17 protein-coding genes and 1 tRNA gene are annotated in these 16,424 nt (G+C 49.7%); 9 read left to right on the forward strand and 9 right to left on the reverse strand.

Features of this window, described 5'->3' with window-relative positions:
- The first annotated feature begins 24 nt into the window (after positions 1–24).
- The 3 genes from VMT62_09660 to VMT62_09670 all read left to right on the forward strand — a co-directional run bounded on the left by VMT62_09660 (position 25) and on the right by VMT62_09670 (position 2,746).
- Positions 25–1,590 (forward strand): radical SAM protein, encoded by a 1,566-nt coding sequence (locus tag VMT62_09660; GenBank protein ID HVN96684.1) that lies wholly within the window; start codon positions 25–27, stop codon positions 1,588–1,590.
- Between the two features lie 42 nt (positions 1,591–1,632).
- Positions 1,633–2,484, forward strand: coding sequence for a prenyltransferase/squalene oxidase repeat-containing protein (locus tag VMT62_09665; protein ID HVN96685.1), 852 nt, complete (start codon positions 1,633–1,635; stop codon positions 2,482–2,484).
- Between the two features lie 185 nt (positions 2,485–2,669).
- Positions 2,670–2,746 (forward strand) — tRNA-Arg (locus tag VMT62_09670).
- A gap of 27 nt (positions 2,747–2,773) precedes the next feature.
- Here the strand turns inward: VMT62_09670 and VMT62_09675 are convergent.
- Positions 2,774–3,412 carry a site-specific integrase gene (locus tag VMT62_09675; GenBank protein HVN96686.1) on the reverse strand — a complete coding sequence of 213 codons (639 nt, stop codon included), beginning with the start codon at positions 3,410–3,412 and terminating at the stop codon, positions 2,774–2,776.
- A gap of 45 nt (positions 3,413–3,457) precedes the next feature.
- On the opposite strand from VMT62_09675, the gene VMT62_09680 reads away from it, so the two are divergent.
- Positions 3,458–3,772: a hypothetical protein gene (locus tag VMT62_09680; protein HVN96687.1), complete on the forward strand. Its 315-nt coding sequence runs from the start codon at positions 3,458–3,460 to the stop codon at positions 3,770–3,772.
- A 69-nt stretch (positions 3,773–3,841) separates the two neighbouring features.
- Here the strand turns inward: VMT62_09680 and VMT62_09685 are convergent, their stop codons facing one another.
- From VMT62_09685 to VMT62_09695, 3 genes are all read right to left on the reverse strand, one after another.
- A complete protein-coding gene (locus VMT62_09685; protein HVN96688.1) occupies positions 3,842–4,087 on the reverse strand; it encodes a hypothetical protein in 246 nt (81 codons plus the stop codon).
- A 10-nt stretch (positions 4,088–4,097) separates the two neighbouring features.
- Positions 4,098–4,865: a tetratricopeptide repeat protein gene (locus VMT62_09690; protein HVN96689.1), complete on the reverse strand. Its 768-nt coding sequence runs from the start codon at positions 4,863–4,865 to the stop codon at positions 4,098–4,100.
- A 256-nt stretch (positions 4,866–5,121) separates the two neighbouring features.
- A complete protein-coding gene (locus VMT62_09695) occupies positions 5,122–5,265 on the reverse strand; it encodes a hypothetical protein (GenBank protein HVN96690.1) in 144 nt (47 codons plus the stop codon).
- An 11-nt stretch (positions 5,266–5,276) separates the two neighbouring features.
- On the opposite strand from VMT62_09695, the gene VMT62_09700 reads away from it, so the two are divergent.
- The 3 genes from VMT62_09700 to VMT62_09710 all read left to right on the forward strand — a co-directional run bounded on the left by VMT62_09700 (position 5,277) and on the right by VMT62_09710 (position 7,748).
- The gene (locus VMT62_09700) at positions 5,277–6,176 is read left to right on the forward strand and encodes an IS1595 family transposase (GenBank protein HVN96691.1); all 900 of its coding nucleotides are present in this window, start codon (positions 5,277–5,279) and stop codon (positions 6,174–6,176) included.
- A gap of 20 nt (positions 6,177–6,196) precedes the next feature.
- A complete protein-coding gene (locus tag VMT62_09705; protein ID HVN96692.1) occupies positions 6,197–7,036 on the forward strand; it encodes a hypothetical protein in 840 nt (279 codons plus the stop codon).
- A gap of 514 nt (positions 7,037–7,550) precedes the next feature.
- Positions 7,551–7,748 (forward strand): hypothetical protein, encoded by a 198-nt coding sequence (locus tag VMT62_09710; protein ID HVN96693.1) that lies wholly within the window; start codon positions 7,551–7,553, stop codon positions 7,746–7,748.
- A 57-nt stretch (positions 7,749–7,805) separates the two neighbouring features.
- On the opposite strand, the gene VMT62_09715 is transcribed toward VMT62_09710, so the two are convergent.
- Positions 7,806–8,216 (reverse strand): hypothetical protein, encoded by a 411-nt coding sequence (locus VMT62_09715; GenBank protein ID HVN96694.1) that lies wholly within the window; start codon positions 8,214–8,216, stop codon positions 7,806–7,808.
- Positions 8,217–8,455: 239 nt separating this feature from the next.
- Positions 8,456–9,082: a PEP-CTERM sorting domain-containing protein gene (locus tag VMT62_09720; GenBank protein HVN96695.1), complete on the reverse strand. Its 627-nt coding sequence runs from the start codon at positions 9,080–9,082 to the stop codon at positions 8,456–8,458.
- 437 nt (positions 9,083–9,519) lie between these two features.
- On the opposite strand from VMT62_09720, the gene VMT62_09725 reads away from it, so the two are divergent.
- Together VMT62_09725 and VMT62_09730 are read left to right on the forward strand one after the other, a co-directional pair.
- Positions 9,520–10,326 carry a hypothetical protein gene (locus VMT62_09725; protein ID HVN96696.1) on the forward strand — a complete coding sequence of 269 codons (807 nt, stop codon included), beginning with the start codon at positions 9,520–9,522 and terminating at the stop codon, positions 10,324–10,326.
- Positions 10,327–10,516: 190 nt separating this feature from the next.
- On the forward strand, positions 10,517–10,930 hold the full coding sequence (locus VMT62_09730; protein ID HVN96697.1) for a bacteriohemerythrin: 414 nt from the start codon (positions 10,517–10,519) through the stop codon (positions 10,928–10,930).
- Positions 10,931–10,959: 29 nt separating this feature from the next.
- Here VMT62_09730 and VMT62_09735 read toward each other — a convergent pair whose 3' ends face one another.
- From VMT62_09735 to VMT62_09745, 3 genes are all read right to left on the reverse strand, one after another.
- A complete protein-coding gene (locus VMT62_09735) occupies positions 10,960–11,673 on the reverse strand; it encodes a DUF3047 domain-containing protein (protein HVN96698.1) in 714 nt (237 codons plus the stop codon).
- Positions 11,674–12,091: 418 nt separating this feature from the next.
- Positions 12,092–12,409 (reverse strand): hypothetical protein, encoded by a 318-nt coding sequence (locus VMT62_09740; protein HVN96699.1) that lies wholly within the window; start codon positions 12,407–12,409, stop codon positions 12,092–12,094.
- Positions 12,410–12,806: 397 nt separating this feature from the next.
- On the reverse strand, positions 12,807–15,980 hold the full coding sequence (locus VMT62_09745) for a sigma 54-interacting transcriptional regulator (protein HVN96700.1): 3,174 nt from the start codon (positions 15,978–15,980) through the stop codon (positions 12,807–12,809).
- Between the last annotated feature and the right edge of the window lie 444 nt (positions 15,981–16,424).

The raw sequence follows: 16,424 nt of genomic DNA on the forward strand, positions 1-16,424 counted from the left end.
CCTCATTCCTCTGGCATGTGACCGATGATCCTGCTCATCCACCCTCCAGCGACAAAACCATGCGAACCACCTGCAGGTATAACTCAACTTGCCGGCGCGCTCGGCTCGCATGGCATACCGTACGGACTGCTCGATGCCAACCTTGAAGGGATGCTCTATCAGCTCGAGGCGCCGGTAGATGCGTTCGATACGTGGACGCGCCGGGCCAAAAAGAATGCTTCTTCACACCTCAATTCGCTGAGAAATCTCAGTTTCTATGGGAGGTTCGACAGATATAAACGGGCGGTGCTCGACCTCAACCGACTCCTGGAGAAGTCGGCGACGGATAAGGATCTTCGCATATCGCTCGCCGACTACGAAGACCGGTCTTTGTCGCCGACAAGAACAGACGATTTACTCTCTGCCGCGGAGCACCCCGAAAAAAACCCTTTTTACCCTTACTTCTCTCAACGTCTCCCGGACGTGATTGAGAAGGGGCAATATGGCTACATAGGCGTCTCACTCTCCTTTTTAAGCCAGGCGCTCTCCGGCTTTGCCATGATCGGGTTCGTGAAGAGAAGATTTCCCGCGTTAAAGATCATCATTGGAGGCGGTCTTGTCACATCGTGGATGAAGAGAGCTACCTTCAGGAATAGCTTCGGTGGCCTGATAGACTACATGGTCTCCGGCCCGGGGGAGGAGGCGCTCCTCAATATTCTCGGTAAGACGGGCCATGGACGCGCCCGCTCGCGGCCTGCCTATGGCTTTCTACACTCCCAAAAATATCTTGCCCCCGGGTTCATCATGCCGTATAGCAGCTCATCGGGATGTTACTGGGGGAAGTGCGCCTTCTGTCCTGAGAAGGCCGAAGGCAATAGATACGAGCAGCTACCCGCCCGTGTGGTGACACCCGAGCTTATAGGCCTCGTCGAGGCGTTAAGACCGGCCCTCATACACCTGACCGACAACGCCGTGAGTCCTGCAGTATTGAGGGGATTTGCCGAAAACCCTCCGGGTGCGCCCTGGTATGGTTTTGCCAGGGTCACTGATTGTCTTACCGATCCTGATTTCTGCGTGGCCCTCAAACGTTCGGGCTGTGTCATGCTGAAACTGGGGGTTGAATCCGGGAACCAGGATGTGCTCGATGCCATGCACAAGGGAAACGATGTCTCAACCACATCACGGGCGCTACGAGCACTGTCCAATGCCGGTATCGCCACCTATGTCTACCTTCTCTTCGGCACCCCCTGGGAATCCGAAGATAAGGCGCGAAGAACTCTCGATTTTACGGTTAAGCACAGCGCCTGCATCGACTTTCTCAATGTCGCGATCTTCAACCTTCCCCGTTTAAGCCCCGAATCTTTCGACCTTGTGCAAACGGATTTCTATGAGGGCGATCTTTCGTTGTATACGAATTTTGTTCATCCGCACGGATGGACGAGACGTAATGTGAGGAGTTTCGTTGAGAGAGAATTCAGACAGCATTCTGCCATCAAGCCCATCGTGCTCAGGCAGCCGCCCTTATTCACGTCGAATCATGCGCCTTTCTTTTGCCGCGCCATGAATCCTCTTTTGAGTGAGCCCGTCCGTATTGACGGCGAATTTGCATAGTGATATGGTATCCGTGGAATGAATGACAAGAGACGCATAATCGTGGATAAGGCGCAGAGCCACATCCTGTCCACGCAGGACGAGAGCGGGGGATGGTCAAGACTTAAGGGAGAATTTCCTTACGAAACGGAGCCCACGAGCTGGGCCGTGAAGGTCCTTTCCATGAACAGGACCGGCGCCGATAAAATTGAGAAAGGCGTTCGATTCATCCTTCAGGACCAGAAACCGGATGGGAGTTGGAACAATAACGCCGCGCATACCGCCTTCGCAATCATTGCGCTTAGCGAAACAGGCGAGGGCCCAGAGGCGGTGAAAAAGGCCATAGCGTATCTCAAGGGGGCCGAGCAAAATGGCGGTGGGTTCCAGCGGGTCGCGGGCGTTGGCGAACCCACCACACTTCACACGGCGAGCGCGCTCTTTGCTTTCAAGGCAGCGGGGCTTGACCCTGACGAGCCATCTGTGAAAAAGGCCGTGGGCTGGCTTAAGGGTTCCCAGAACGAGGATGGCGGCTATGGCATGTTCAGGGGATCACCGTCCACTGCACTCGGCACCACGAGGTCGCTCACGGCCTTGCGCATGTACCTCGTTAAATCGAGTGAGCCTTATGTCGCGCACGGCATCGCCTGGCTTTTGAGCACCCGAAAGGAATCCGGCGGTTTTTCCATGATGCCCGCATCCGTCGAAGATCCGGAGATCACGGCCTATGTCATTATGGCCTTAAACGGTCTTACCGAATACAGGAAATACTTGGACAACGCACTTGATTACCTCGAAGGCGCGCAACAAGCCGATGGATCGTATACAAGTGCCACACCCATCCAGTTTGATAACAAGCCGAAGAAGAACACCCAGACCGCCTGTTTCGTCGCCTGGGCGTTGTTAGAGATGAAATAGCGATCACCCACAGGGTAGCCTGAGCGGTGTAGTGCCCGTGCACTATGAAACCTGCGATACTCCCTCTGCGGCGCGGTGAAGACAGGCCCGAGAGGGAAAAGAAGGGTAGTGTCCTCATGAGGACACTACCAAAAGAAGAGTGCGTTTGCCTCTCGCCTGTGGTATTATAAAGGCGTCCCGAATAAGCGCCCATAGCTCAATTGGATAGAGTGTTGGACTTCGAATCCAAAGGTTGCAGGTTCGATTCCTGCTGGGCGCACCAATGATATCAAGTAGTTACGCCTTATGCTCACCCTTGAATCCCTCTCAATTGTATAGTTTTTGTATAGTTCGTATTGTTGTTAAGAACGTTGTCCAAAATATCAACCGCCTTTGACAGGTGTAATGGTGATAAGTGCGAATACCTCAAGGTCATGGTTAAGTCTCTGTGACCTAGCAGCCTTGAGACTGTCGTAAGGTCTACCCCTTCCATAACAAGATGAGAAGCGAAGGTGTGTCTTAGATCGTGAAAGCGAAAATTATTAATCCCTGCACGTTTACAGGCTCCGTTAAACGAGTTCTTGATATCGCCATAGGATGAGCCTGTTAATTGATCATAGAACACATGAGAAATATCTAACCGCCTCTTTATCCCTATCAACGTTGCCCGTAAGGTAGCGTTAATTGGTATTTCCCTTCTCTCCCCATTCTTTGTCCTGTCGAGAAGTATGAACTTATGGTTCAGGTCTACGTTTTCCCATTTCAGGGACAGGATCTCTCCCTTTCTCATGCCGGTATTTAAGGCAGTAACGACTATCGGTCTTAAATGATCCGCACATGCATCGATAAGAGCTTGACATTCTTCCTTCGAAAGATACCGCAATCTTCTGTTGTTCTCTTCGAGTAGCTTTACCTTGCGAACCCGTTTCAATACATCCTCTTCAACCATGTTCCAATCCACAGCCTTTGTGAACATATGCTTTATCAAGGCAATATGTCTGTTGACTGTAGCGGGTTTATTGCCTCTGTGTATACGTTCAGTCTGGTAGTGTTCGAGCATCATGGTATTGAAACGCCTGAGCGATACAGCGCCATATTTCTCTTGAAGCTGCTTAAGGTTGCAATCTTTCTCCCTGAAAGACCTTTGACGCTGCATCCATTTGCTATATTCTGTCGCAAGGTCGTTGAAAGAATGATTTACGATCCTTTTGATCTCAGGCTGCTTTCCTTCTTTGATGGATTGCCGTCTTTGGATGAGAAGGGCTTCCGCTTCTCTGAACTTATCCAGCGATTCAAATATTCAGTGTAGAAACACAATACCGTTAACACCCGGGTACATGGTATAATATATAATACTGTCTCATTCCGGAACTGAAATTCACTGCATATTGCCTGCTACAAGTCTCAATTGTGTGTTGGTAATCGGCAATATACCCGCATTTGGTTCACAACTGATACCTGTAGTGGTCGGCTGCTTTATTTCCGGCATGCCTATGGTCTTGATACGACTGGCGCTTGATTGGTCAAGGGTAACACGTGGAAGAGAACAGCCTCCGAAAGTAGCAACAATGAACAGTATCAGTATCACTTGCCACGCACGTTTGATCATATCGTCTCCTCTCATATTTCCTATCCTAGCGCAAGACCTGCGTGACCCGCGCTGCATGGCTACCTGCCGTCCTTAGCCTCAAAGCCTTCATGATGGCGTCCTTCAATCGTTCTAATTCCATTTGATTTGGGCGGAGTTGGATGGCTTTGTCAACGGAGATCAATGCCTCATCGTATCGTTTTAGGAATACAAGGGTCGAGCTCTTCATTGCCCATGCGTCGGCGAAATCGGGATTAAGCGAGATCGCGGTTTCAAAAGCTGAGAGGGCCTCATCATACTTTTTCAGGTTGAAGAGTACGTTGCCTTTGGCCGCCCAAAGGGTCGCATTCTTCGGATGTTCCTTAATAGATTTTTCCACGAACGCCAGCATTTGCTTCTCGTTTCCTGGGATGTAGGCGCAACCAGACACAACCTGCTTTCCGGTGTTTTGATCAACAACAAATCCTTCATACGTTTCAGGGATGGACGAAAACCTCTTATCTATACGGTACGTGTGTCCTGCTTCAACGGTGAATTTCAGAAAACAGGTGTTCCTCGCGTAATATCTTCCTACCTCGTTAAAAGACATCTCAAGGGTATGATCTCCGGGTAAGACTGTGACTGCATCCGAGGTTACCTCTGTGCCATCACAGCTTTTAATAGCTATATCTATAGAGGCTCGTTCGATCAGTGCGGTTTCGTCTGGTGGTAAATCCGGGCCCGTGTAAGCTTTATATGGGGCAACGGCACAAGACGAAATCAGCAGAACAGACACGGTAAGAACCAAAAACCCAGGAAGCGCTGTCGTGTTCATTTCGCGTACCCTCCTCAGCATTCAATCAGAGGAATTCGTATCAAGTTAACGGCCGCCTTGCTTCTCTCGTTGTTATCAGGCAGACCATCGTACGCCATTAACCAACAAATAGTTTTTCCCAAGGCGTCCGTTTGCGTTTATCTATGATGTGGATGATCGTTTATACCAAATATAAACATTACTGACAAGAGAAAAATGTGGTGATTATTTACTTGACGACGGTAACTATCTGTGCTATAGTTAAAAGTATGGTGAGTTACTTCTTGGGTTTGGCTTTCTGGTCGTGGTCTTCGATGTGTTTCCGCAAGTGCTTTGCCACTTCGGGATGGAAGACGTGGGACATTACTTCGTCTGCCGTCATCCTTTTTGGTGGTTTTTTGACTTCCTCTTTTTTCTTCATGGAGGCTCCTTATGAATATTAATTTAATTGATCTCGTTGAGCAATACAAGGGTGATGAATCTAAATGCCGCTCGTATATCGAATCTCTAAAGTGGCCTAATGGTGTCATATGTCCTCGTTGCGGCTCGCCTAAAGTCTATAGAACGGCTAAGAGCGGCCATAAATTTGATTGTGAAGCCTGTAGGTATCAGTTCACGGCTACTGCTAATACAATCTTCCATGATTCTCATTTGCCTATCTGGAAATGGTTTCTTGCCATTTATCTTATGACAGAGAGCAAGAAGGGAATGTCGGCCAACCAATTGAAAAGGACTCTTGGCGTGAGCTACAAGACAGCTTGGTATCTTTGCCATAGGATCAGAAAGGCTATGCAAGAGGCAACAGAAAGCAAACCAAAACTGAAGGGTGTTGTTGAGGTAGACGAAACTTATGTTGGCGGCAATTATGATCCGAGAAGAAAGAGAGCGAGACACGATAAACAGGCAGTAATAGGGTTGCTTGAAAGAAAGGGTAAGTTTGAATCTAAGACCATTCCCACTAATGGGGCCAGAATCCTTGTGGGGATCATCAAGGATCGCGTAGATAAGACCGCTACGGTTATGACGGACGAGGCCAGGGGATACAAAAGGATTGACGGCGAATACAAGCACGAATCTGTTAAACACAGAAACGAAGAATGGAGAAGGGGCAACGCTTACACCAACGGCGTAGAAAGCGCATGGTCGCTTTTCAATCGTTCTATCGTAGGTTCTTACCATCAGATTAGTTCTAAGCATATGGATGCATACCTTGATGAGTTTGATTGGAGATTCAATAACAGGGAGAATCCGTACCTGTTTGAAGACACCATGATAAGGCTTTTGAATACCCCACAGATGGAGTTTAAGGAATTGATAGACAAGACGGCTTGAACTTCGGTACAATAAATGTTATGGCTGACACTCCAGAGGAGAAAGAACCGGACACCCAAACCCCAAATAATGATGCCAGCAATAAGCATCATGGTGCCCATCCAATTTTCCGGCCCAAACTTCAAATTCCAAGCTCCGTAATAAACGCATATCGCGCCGACCAAGAGAAGAAGAATCGCATTGAAAAGTGGAAGCTTAGAATAGAGGTTTTTACCCTTCTCGCAATAGTCGCTTACGCCATTATTGCTTATCTTCAATGGCAAACTATGCAAGAAGCTACTGGTATCGCTAATAAGGCTGCCAACACAGCCCAAGGTGCTCTCGCTGCCCAAATCGAATCCGCACGCCAAGATCGGAGACCCTGGGTGGGGCTGAAAGATGTTCGTTGTGAAGGGTGTACTGGTGACACGGAAACGATCACAATTGGGCAGATGTTTGGTGTAATAGAAAATTCGGGCAAAACTCCCGCTATACGGATGGTAATCAACTCTGCTTGGACTAATCGGAAGGCCATTCAACCCATTCCCGATTATGATAGTGTCCAGCGCAGCACTCCTCCGCCACCAAAACAAAACAACCTTCCGCCAGCCCTTCTCAAAGAAATGGAGGCCCTGAAGCGACTGAACGAACCCGCAAAAACAGCATTGCCCCCCAATGCGAATCGAGTGTTGCCTATCATGGCCAGCTTCAGCGGTAAAAGAGGTTTTGCTTCTATGACACAAAGACAAATCTATTATGCCGTTGGAAAAATCACATACTATGGCGCAGAAGGGAACAAGCAATATACTACGAATTTCTGTCTCATGAATGAGTTTGGGGTATCCTTCCGCTTCTGCCCCACTGGAAACGATATGAAGTAAAATCGCAAGAAAAAAATATAACACCACGACCAAGACATACTTCTTCATCGAGGGTTACCCCTCGATAGGTCTGTCCCTTCGTGAAAGCAACAATCACCAAAAATGTATGGCAGAAACCCACGAATCTGACAATGGAATACCATCTGAAATCTTCCTAGTCTCGGAAGATTTGCCGTGTAACGATTTCAGTCAAAAAGCGATACTATTTGAAGGCGCTGTGAAATCACTATGTTGCTGGGGTGCCTCTTAAAGGAAGGAAACAAGGGGCCGGTTTGTCCGGCCCATTTTTGTTCAATAATTCATAATCAGGAGTTCGGTGACTTTCTTCTTGGCTTGGGCGGCCGGGCATGGAATAGCTTGTCGCCACTTCATGGATAACAAAATTCTTGAAAAGAGCACGGATCTCGGGCGCGTCATTGATTGACATGATGAACGGACGGGTGTAACATCTATATGTCGCGAAAATGAGGAGTTGGCGGCATCGCGGGTAGATCGTAAGCGAAGGCCTTAAGCCATGGCGAAGGTTAAAGTTTATTACTTCATCGAATATTTCCCCGGGACTGACATCGGGATAGCGTCTGTGCATCCAGCAACGGTGGGCGCCATTGAAGCACTGGGGGGCGAAATAATCGAAGAGTCGTGCCTGGAAGTTGACGAAAGCGAACTCGACGGAAATGGTTTTTACCAGCAGATGTTGCGTGACGAAGAATAGATAATTTTTATCGCGAACGTGCAATTTCGCTGGCGAACCGTTCGCTCAAGGGCTCTATTAGAATAGTCCTACCAGTTTCATTAAGCTTTTGACAATTTGGCCGTGGCCCTCATGAATAAAGATGCCGAACTGGGAAATCAACGAGTAGGCAAAGGCAAACTGGGCGAGTGCCCAGCCGGCAATGGTGAACTGGCTTACGCTCACGAGGCCGATTCCAAATTGTGAGATGGTCAGGATGCCGCAGGCAAACTGCCCGATAGCAATCACACCTCTCGCTGGTACGGGAACGCGGTTCGGATGATACTTGAACGAGACATGAATGAGCGGCAGTCCGAGAACAGTGGTCGCCGACTTGTATTCGAATCCGTACCCATCCCACTTCTCGCGTGCGGGAAATGGCGCGCCACACTGGGGGCAGACAACCGCCTGCTCCGATACTTCATGCTGACATTCTCGACAGGCCTTCATACGTTCACCCTCCAGCAATTGATATATGAACCGCTGATTTCCGCCTCTTTCGATATCATATCGTTGCGTCCCGAAAAACGCAACATCGGGTGTCGCTTTCTTCCCCCGGACACATCAAACACCGTTTGAATGAATACGGGTTCAAAGGGCCTGTCGCTTGAGATCAGCGAGAAAATAAAAAGGGCAGGGTCGCGAAACCCTGCCTGTGTGGGGGGGGGTATTATGGGAGTTGCTATTGGTTACTCTTTTAATTTCTTCCGTAATCCGGCAAGGCTTAAAAAGCCCGTCACGAGCAGAAGGACCGTCGAAGGAACGGGCACGGCGGAAGCGGTTCTGTTGAAACGCGGATCGTTGAGGTTCAGGTTCTGTATAGTCGCGAAGGTCCAGGTTTGCGTTGAGGCGGTGTATGTCATCCAGGTCCCGTAGTAGCCGCCCTGGTTTTTGATGTAGGCCAGAGCAGCGAGTGTGATCGGATTGGAGGTTGGACTGGTTGAGGTTCCAGAAAGGTAAACGTTCCAGCTGAAATTGTTAACGCCCGATTCGGTAGCGACCGAATAGTTACTATTGGGCATGTCAACCGTCCATGAACCCTTTGAGAATTGGCCCATGCCGGGGTTTTCCATGTTGCCGCCGGTGCTCGAGACATCGAATATCTCGATCTTGTCTAATTTGTCGGAATGGTTGCCCCATACCTGGTCCTGGGAGAACTGCACAGACCACGAGGCGAAGGATGTGGCGGCAGTGAGGCACACAAAGAGAACCGCCACGAGGCAGATGATTATCCTGGTCCCGGGCGAGCCAGCGGTTTTCAAAATCCCTGTGACACCGGATTCAATTTCTCTCGTATATGTTGGTTCGTGTTTCATTCTATCATTACTTATGCATCCACCGTGCCATGACCCAACCTGACATTAAAAACCAATATTATTGATGTGTTACGGATAAGAATCGGGCATTGCATACGTTCCCATAACTACAAATAGCGTAGGGCAGTCTATGGAAATTGAAGTTTTGCGCTCATAATCCGTACCAATGGTGCTTGCCGAGAATGAATATGTGGAAATGATCGGTTTGGGAAATGAAGAGGCAGCGCGGCTTAAGCCAGAAGAGGATAGTCTGGCAGACGAGTGAATCCATGAGGCGGGTGAGCCCCACACTATTTGAAACCGGACACAGCTGGCGATGTATCCGATGAACGCGTGAGTCCCGCTGCGTTACCGAGCGCTTTTTTTCCATAACATGGGAACTTTTTTATACCTCCGGTTGTCAAAAGAATAGAGTTCAAATAAAAGGAGGTAACATCATGGTAAGGAAAGCATTATGCATTATGTTGTTTTTGGCATTGGTCGAGCCTCATGCGGCACGCGCCTACGTGGCCGATGCAGGCGTCGTCAACGTGCGGATCATCTCGGACGCCGGCGATGAGTTCGCGAGCTACAGGACATATCCGCGTGTACGCGAGCAGGGCAAATACTTCTTTATGGAGGCGGTAAAGGGTGAACGATACTCAATCGAGGTGGCAAACAGATGCGACAGGCGCGTGGGAGTGGTCGTAGCAGTTGACGGAAGAAACATCATTAGCGGCGCCAAATCAGACCTTGGGGCCGGCGAGCGGATGTACATCATCGAACCATACACCACAAATACCTTTGAAGGCTGGCGTACCGGCATGGAGCGCACGAACAGGTTTTACTTCACAGAGCAGTCCGATTCTTACGCCGAGAAGGTCTTTTCGGACGCCTCGGCCATGGGAACTATCGCCATCGCCGTTTACAAGGAAAAGCTTCCCGAAATCATGCATTACCAGGGGATGAGTAAGGCCCCTGACCAGGCGACAGCAGCGCCCTCCCAGCACGCGGAGGCGGCCAAGCGCTCCTACGAGACGAGGGATAAGAGCGAACAGGCGGGTACCGGTTTCGGGGAAACCACCTATTCCCCGTCCCGTGTGGTCAGATTTGAACCAGAGCGCACACTCGCTGAAAGGATAGTCCTCAAATATGAATGGCGTACCGAACTCTGCAAGAAAGGAGTGATTCAGTGCGGCCCCAAGAACAGACTCTGGCCCGAGGGCCAGGGCTTTGCCCCCATACCTAAGGATTTCAGAGGGTAGGATTTCTTTAAGGGGCCCCGCTGATCTTAATGAACGGGGCCCCGACGCTTAACCTCGCTCAAACAAATTCTCTACTCAAAGCCTTAATTATTACCCGCTATTTTACGCCTCCCCCCTGACCTTCTGTTAATCAAATGAAACTTTGTTCCGATAATTAATTATCACACATCATCAAAACCGTGGAGGGTTCATGATGCCGGTAATAGTATGGAGCGACGAAAAGTTTTCCGTAAATATCGAGATGATCGACAAGCAGCACAAAAAGATGATCGACATGATCAATGAGCTGCTTGAAGCCGTTCAAGCCAAACAGGAAAATAATATTCTTGCGCAATTACTCATCAAGCTCGTTAATTACACCCATTATCATTTTTCCACAGAGGAAAGGTACTTCAAGATATACAACTACCCGGACACGACCGTCCACAAGGCGCAGCACGATCACTTGCGCGAGCAAGTGGCGGCGCTGGACGAAAGATATTATTCAGGACAAAAGATGATAACCGGCGAGGTCATGGGTCTGCTTAACGACTGGCTGGCCGATCACATCATCGGGTCGGATCGCAAATTCGGTTCGTTCTTAAAAGGAAAAGGCGCTTTTTGAATCTGTTTCCGCGGCACGGGGCCTTCCCTTCATAGCCGTGGATCCTGCCCGTTTGGTGCGAAGACCTCCATGTCCCCGTAATCCGCGCTTGCATGCGTGCCAGTATTATCGGCGTCTGTGAGAACGGCAATGCCACTCGCCGTGGGGTTCTTTTCTTTTTCCCCAAAGAGCTGTCTGTAATCGTTAAGGAGATTGCGCTTTTCCGTGATCCACTCATTCGCTTGAGCCCTTCCGCTTCTCACCACAACGACCTTTGTGCTCGCTGATGTGGGCGAGTTGAACGTCGTTCCCACGGGAAGTGTGTCACTCCAGATATATTTGATGGAGCTCAAAAACGGCCAATGACCGAAGACAACATAGATGGCAAGAACGCTGTCGTTGTGGCTCTTCTCCCGTTCGTCGGTACCCTCCGGGAAGATGAGCGCCCGCCACTGCCACTCGAATTCGGGCAGCTCTCTTAAGGCGAAGCTATGTTCCACGCCAACTTGCATGGCTTGAGCATGGGCGTCGGCATGGAGAAATTTCTTTCCGCCCTCGACCTTCACAGTGTAGATCTTCGCAGCACTGTCATTATTTGTGGCCTCCCAACCGGCAGGAAACTTGTCCGCTTCATCCCCCTGAAACGTTATGTGAAAGGGCTCAGCTGCCTTAATCTCAGTCGTGAGCATCAGGAACGCAACGAACACAAAGAGCACAAGTGTTGATAGTACCTTAAGCTTTGTCGACACGTTCGATTGTGGCATCTTACTCCCTGGCACGAATTGCTCGGCGAAAATCCCTCTCGAACGCCTGGAAACATCAAAGAATAGATTGAGACGCGTCAATTGTCTTAAAAGGGAGATCTCCGCCCCTTAAGGCAAGTATACCCTAAAGACGCTCTCAATGACAATCCCGGATTCTTGAATTGTGGACCTAAAGTGAGAAGGTGGCGACATGCGGGTGATCCCTGTGGCCTCTGCCGCGCCCTCCTCAAAACAATTCCTTCACTCGCTTCCGGAGGATCGACAACAAACTATAGACAAAAATCGCATGCGGCCATACCGATAGAGCGTCATGACAAACCTTATCGTGCAACATTTTTCCTGATGGGTGTGGTCGCGAAGGCTTAAGATTTCTTTTGGGGCGTGGCTGAGAAGGTTTGCGTCTTGTCCTCACCTGGCTTCATGGTTCATCAAGAAATCTTTGATACATTTTGATGAGACCTCTTATCGTGTCGTAATGGTCTCTTATTAACTCGAAGAAGTGCTCGTCGATATCCTGAAGATCGAACGTTTGAACGATTACGCCCTTGCCTATGACACGATGGACCGTTAATTTGTCAAAAGATACTGTAGCGGTAAGGGAGCAGTAGGACTCTTGCGCCCCCTCAAATTGGATAGTGGTGGTCGCCGCATCTTCGGGATTCTCAAGGGCGGCGCACGGGATATTATGCCTCCCAAAGCCCTCCACAAGTCTTCTTACAACGTCGCTGTCACACAAGGCGTTATATCTCCTGTGCCAACAAGGCCCGATGTTCTTTACTGATTGCTATGAAGTTAGCTCGCCTAACCGGACTGTGAGCCAGCCCGGTCCTCCACTGTTAGACAACATGAGACAATAGCATAAAAGTGTGATATTTGCCACAAAAAAATACTCCCGTTACAAAAAATAACTTTAAGGGCTGTCTTGGCACCGTATTACGATAGAAAAGAACTGATTACTCATGGGTAATAGAAATCACTGATAACGATCGGCAAAAGCCATGCAGGCTTACGATATGGTAGATGAAGATGGGCTTTCTATGAGATGAGCCGTGCCACCCCATACCGCCCGGAAAATCTTAATTTGTGCACGTGGAGTATGGGACGGACAAACAGTGGGCGGCGTAAGTGATGCATCACGCGGTCAGAAATTTCGTGACCGGAGGTTTTTTTATCCCGAGCTTTTTCATGCGGGAAATCAGGGTTGTCGGTTTAAGTTGGAGGATTGCGGCTGCCCCGTTAGGTCCACTCACCTTCCAGTGCGTGGCGTTAAGTATCCTTTCGATGTGTTCCCGCTCCATCTCAGCGAGCGAGCCCCAGGTACGATCCTCGTTCTTACGGGCGGACGGGCGATGCAGGTGAGAAACATCGATCCTCGGGCCTTGCGAAAGTATTACGGCCCGTTCGATAAAATGTTCGAGTTCCCGAACGTTTCCCGGCCAGGAATATTCCATAAGCGTCCGAGACGCATCGGCCGACAGCTTACCGATCTTCTTTCCCATCTTTTTGCTGAACGTATCGATGAAATGCTCGGCAAGCTCCAGGATGTCTTCCCTGCGGTCTTTAAGCGGAGGTATGTCGATCGGGATGACATTAAGACGATAGTAGAGGTCCCGACGGAACGAGCCTTTCTCGACCTCTTTTTCCAGATCCCTGTTTGTGGCTGCAATCACCCTGAAATCGGATCGAATCGATTTCGAGCTTCCGAGACGTTCGAATGTGCCTTCCTGTAGTACGCGCAGGAGCTTGACCTGGACCCCTAAGGGTAAATCTCCGATCTCATCGAGAAAGATCGTTCCGCCATGGGCGAGTTCGAACCTGCCTTTTTGTCTTTCGTGAGCGCCGGTGAAAGCGCCCTTTTCGTGACCGAAAAGCTCGCTCGCGACAAGGTCCTGAGGAAGGGCCGCGAGATTGACGGGGATAAAAGGACCATGGCTTCGCTTTCCCAGGTTGTGAATGGCCTTGGCAACAAGTTCCTTGCCAACCCCGGTTTCTCCTGTGATCAATACGGAACTGTCCGTAGGGGCTATCTGTCGCACCTGATTGAGTATACGCAGCATGCTCTCTGATCTTCCGATGATCTTTTCCGTGGGGACTGTGATCCCCATTGCCTGCTTGTAGAAGATCGCCTCCTCCTCGAAACGGTCTTTGAGTCCTTTCATTTCTTCGTACAGCTTGATATTCGAAAGTCCCACGGCTATCTGACTGCACAAAAGCCTCACGTAGGGGAGCTGGCCGTGCGGAAACGGTTTCTCATCGAGACTGTTGTCGAGATAGAGACAACCGTACACGTGGTCACCCAATTTTGCCGGCATACAAAGAAAGGAGGAGATACCTCTCGTGTCGGGTAGATTTGCCTCGGCTGTCGCCGCACCCAAAGGCTCAGGCATTATCAGTTCTGTGGAACTTCGAGTCACTTTTCGAACGAGCTCCCTGATGAAATTGAATTGCTCTGCCTTAAGCATCAAGGGATCAAGGTTACGGCTCGCCGCTATCCGCGGCTCGTCTTCGTCCCCCACGAGAAAAAAGGCGCCCCGCATGGCCATGGTAAAATCCATGGTCATGTTGATGACTCGCTCGAGAAAAGAAGCAATGTCACGGATTGTTCCGAGGGATTCATTGATATCAACAATCCGGTCGAGCACAAACTCGGTCTTCTCCTCCTGGGGCATCATAATAACGAGCAAATCCTTGGGAAAGAGGCCCTTGTCGACTTTGGAAAAGAGCTCCCAGGCATGATTGAGGTAGTTAAGGGCCACATTGATCTCTCCCTCCTGGAGATAGGCGTCTCCGAGCGCGATCCTCGTCCTTGCAAGCTCTATTTCGGCCCCCGCCATGAAAAGGTTCTTCTCGCTTGCCCTTAAGTCAAGAAAAGCCCGGCCCCGGGCCTGGCGGTTTCGAATATTCTGGACTGCCCTCATTCTCAGTGCTATGCCCTTAAGGTATACGTTGTCCTGGTTAAGCATCAACTCGATCTCGGACTCATAATTTATCTCGTTATGATCAAAACCTCTCTTCTTCAGTTCATAGAGAGATTCAAGCAGGTGAGAGCCGCTATAGTAGAGAAAATCGTGACCACGGGGATATCTGTGAGCTTCCTCAAGACGCTCACAGGCCCTTTCATATTCGTCCCTGGCCAGATGGATGCAAGCCATTGAGCTTAATGCAGCCCGCAACGCGTCGTGATGCTGTTCATCGCGTGCGCGGGAGAGCACCTCCTCAAGATACTGCTGCGCCTGAGCGGGTTTTCGTATCTCGAGCGAACAAAGGCCCGCCACAAGGTCTGTGTAAACTGCGACCCCTTGAAGATTAAGGGATATAGCCTTTGATCGCACAGCATCGATCATGCCCATGCCCCGGGAAACGCGCCCGCATACTACATAAGACCAGGCAAGCAAAGCGCTTGTGGTGAGCTCGGCCTCGCCATCGCCAAATTCTTCGAGATTGCCCACGGTTTTCTCGTATCGGTCCACGGCTTCACCAATCCGGCCTTCCCTGAGCAGAAAATCGATTACGGACAGCACGGTTTTTCTCAGCACGCCCTGATCTCCGATTCTTTCCGCCAGATTGAGGATATCATTAAAATGCTCGGATACCTTTTCGTGCTCTCCTGCCTCTTTCAAAATCCTGATCAGATCGAGTTTTATCCTGGCAAGCGAGTCCCAGCGGCCGAAACCCTGGGCGATCTCGTGTGTCCTTGTCAGGATTGCGATCTGCTCGGCCAGCGGAACCTCCCGTCCTGCGAGCGAAAGCCTTTCGATGGTCGAGTCGATGAATTGCGCGACGTTGTCTGCCCTCAACTCGCTTTCGCTCAGATTGTTGAGAAGATAACCGTAATAAATGGCGGCTTTATCCTTCTTCCCTTGATGATAGAGTAAATCGGCGCCACGTTGTATGAAGGTCAATCCCTGGCCCTTATCCCCGAGCTGGTAATAGATTTCAGCAAGAATGAGTGTTTTCTCATCTCCTTCATCAAGCGCCCCGGTATAATAGACAAGGAGATCCCTCAAAATCCCCTCTCTCTGTTCGTTAGGCATGGTTTCCTGAGCAAACCTCATCCCCGCTTGCGGCTTGAGAAAATAGAGGCCCTTACCGTACTGCCTGCTCTCTCGGACAAAACCGGATCTTTTCAGTTTTTCCATGGCGTTGACTATGGTAACCGCCGAGACCTTGACAAGCGAGCTCAGCATATCGATAGACACAGGGGGAGGCGCGTAAGCGAGGTAACGAATGAGTGTTTGTTCGGTGTCGGAGAGAATCCGCCATGTCTTTTTCAAGCCATGCTCTGTCGCATCTTTCTTCACTTTCATGACCACCGTCGCTCTCCTGCTAAAGCATAGCATAAAATACGCTTTCTCGTAACTGTAAATACGGTATATCGTAATATTTACATTATATTGAATAGAATGCAGCACAATCAGAACCCCTTAATTTGTTATTATACAATTATATTAATCCCTTACACACCATGGCATGTTTATTGTAGAAGAAAAGTACCGGATCATAATGGGATAGAGAACGGCTGATCCATACATCCATATCCAGTGGCCACGCCGTTCATAAAAAGAAACCTTAAAGGAGGTAGATCTATGAACGACAAACTCATACAACTCATGGCAGACCTCATGGAAGACGAGGTCACGGCTGAGGTAAAAAAGCTCGTTGCATCAGGCGCAAGCCCCATGGACATCCTCGATGATGCAGGGCAAGCCATGGCGATCGTAGGAAAGAGGTTTGAGACAGGAGAGTACTTC

Source organism: Syntrophorhabdaceae bacterium (assembly GCA_035541755.1).
GTDB lineage: Bacteria > Desulfobacterota > Syntrophorhabdia > Syntrophorhabdales > Syntrophorhabdaceae > PNOF01.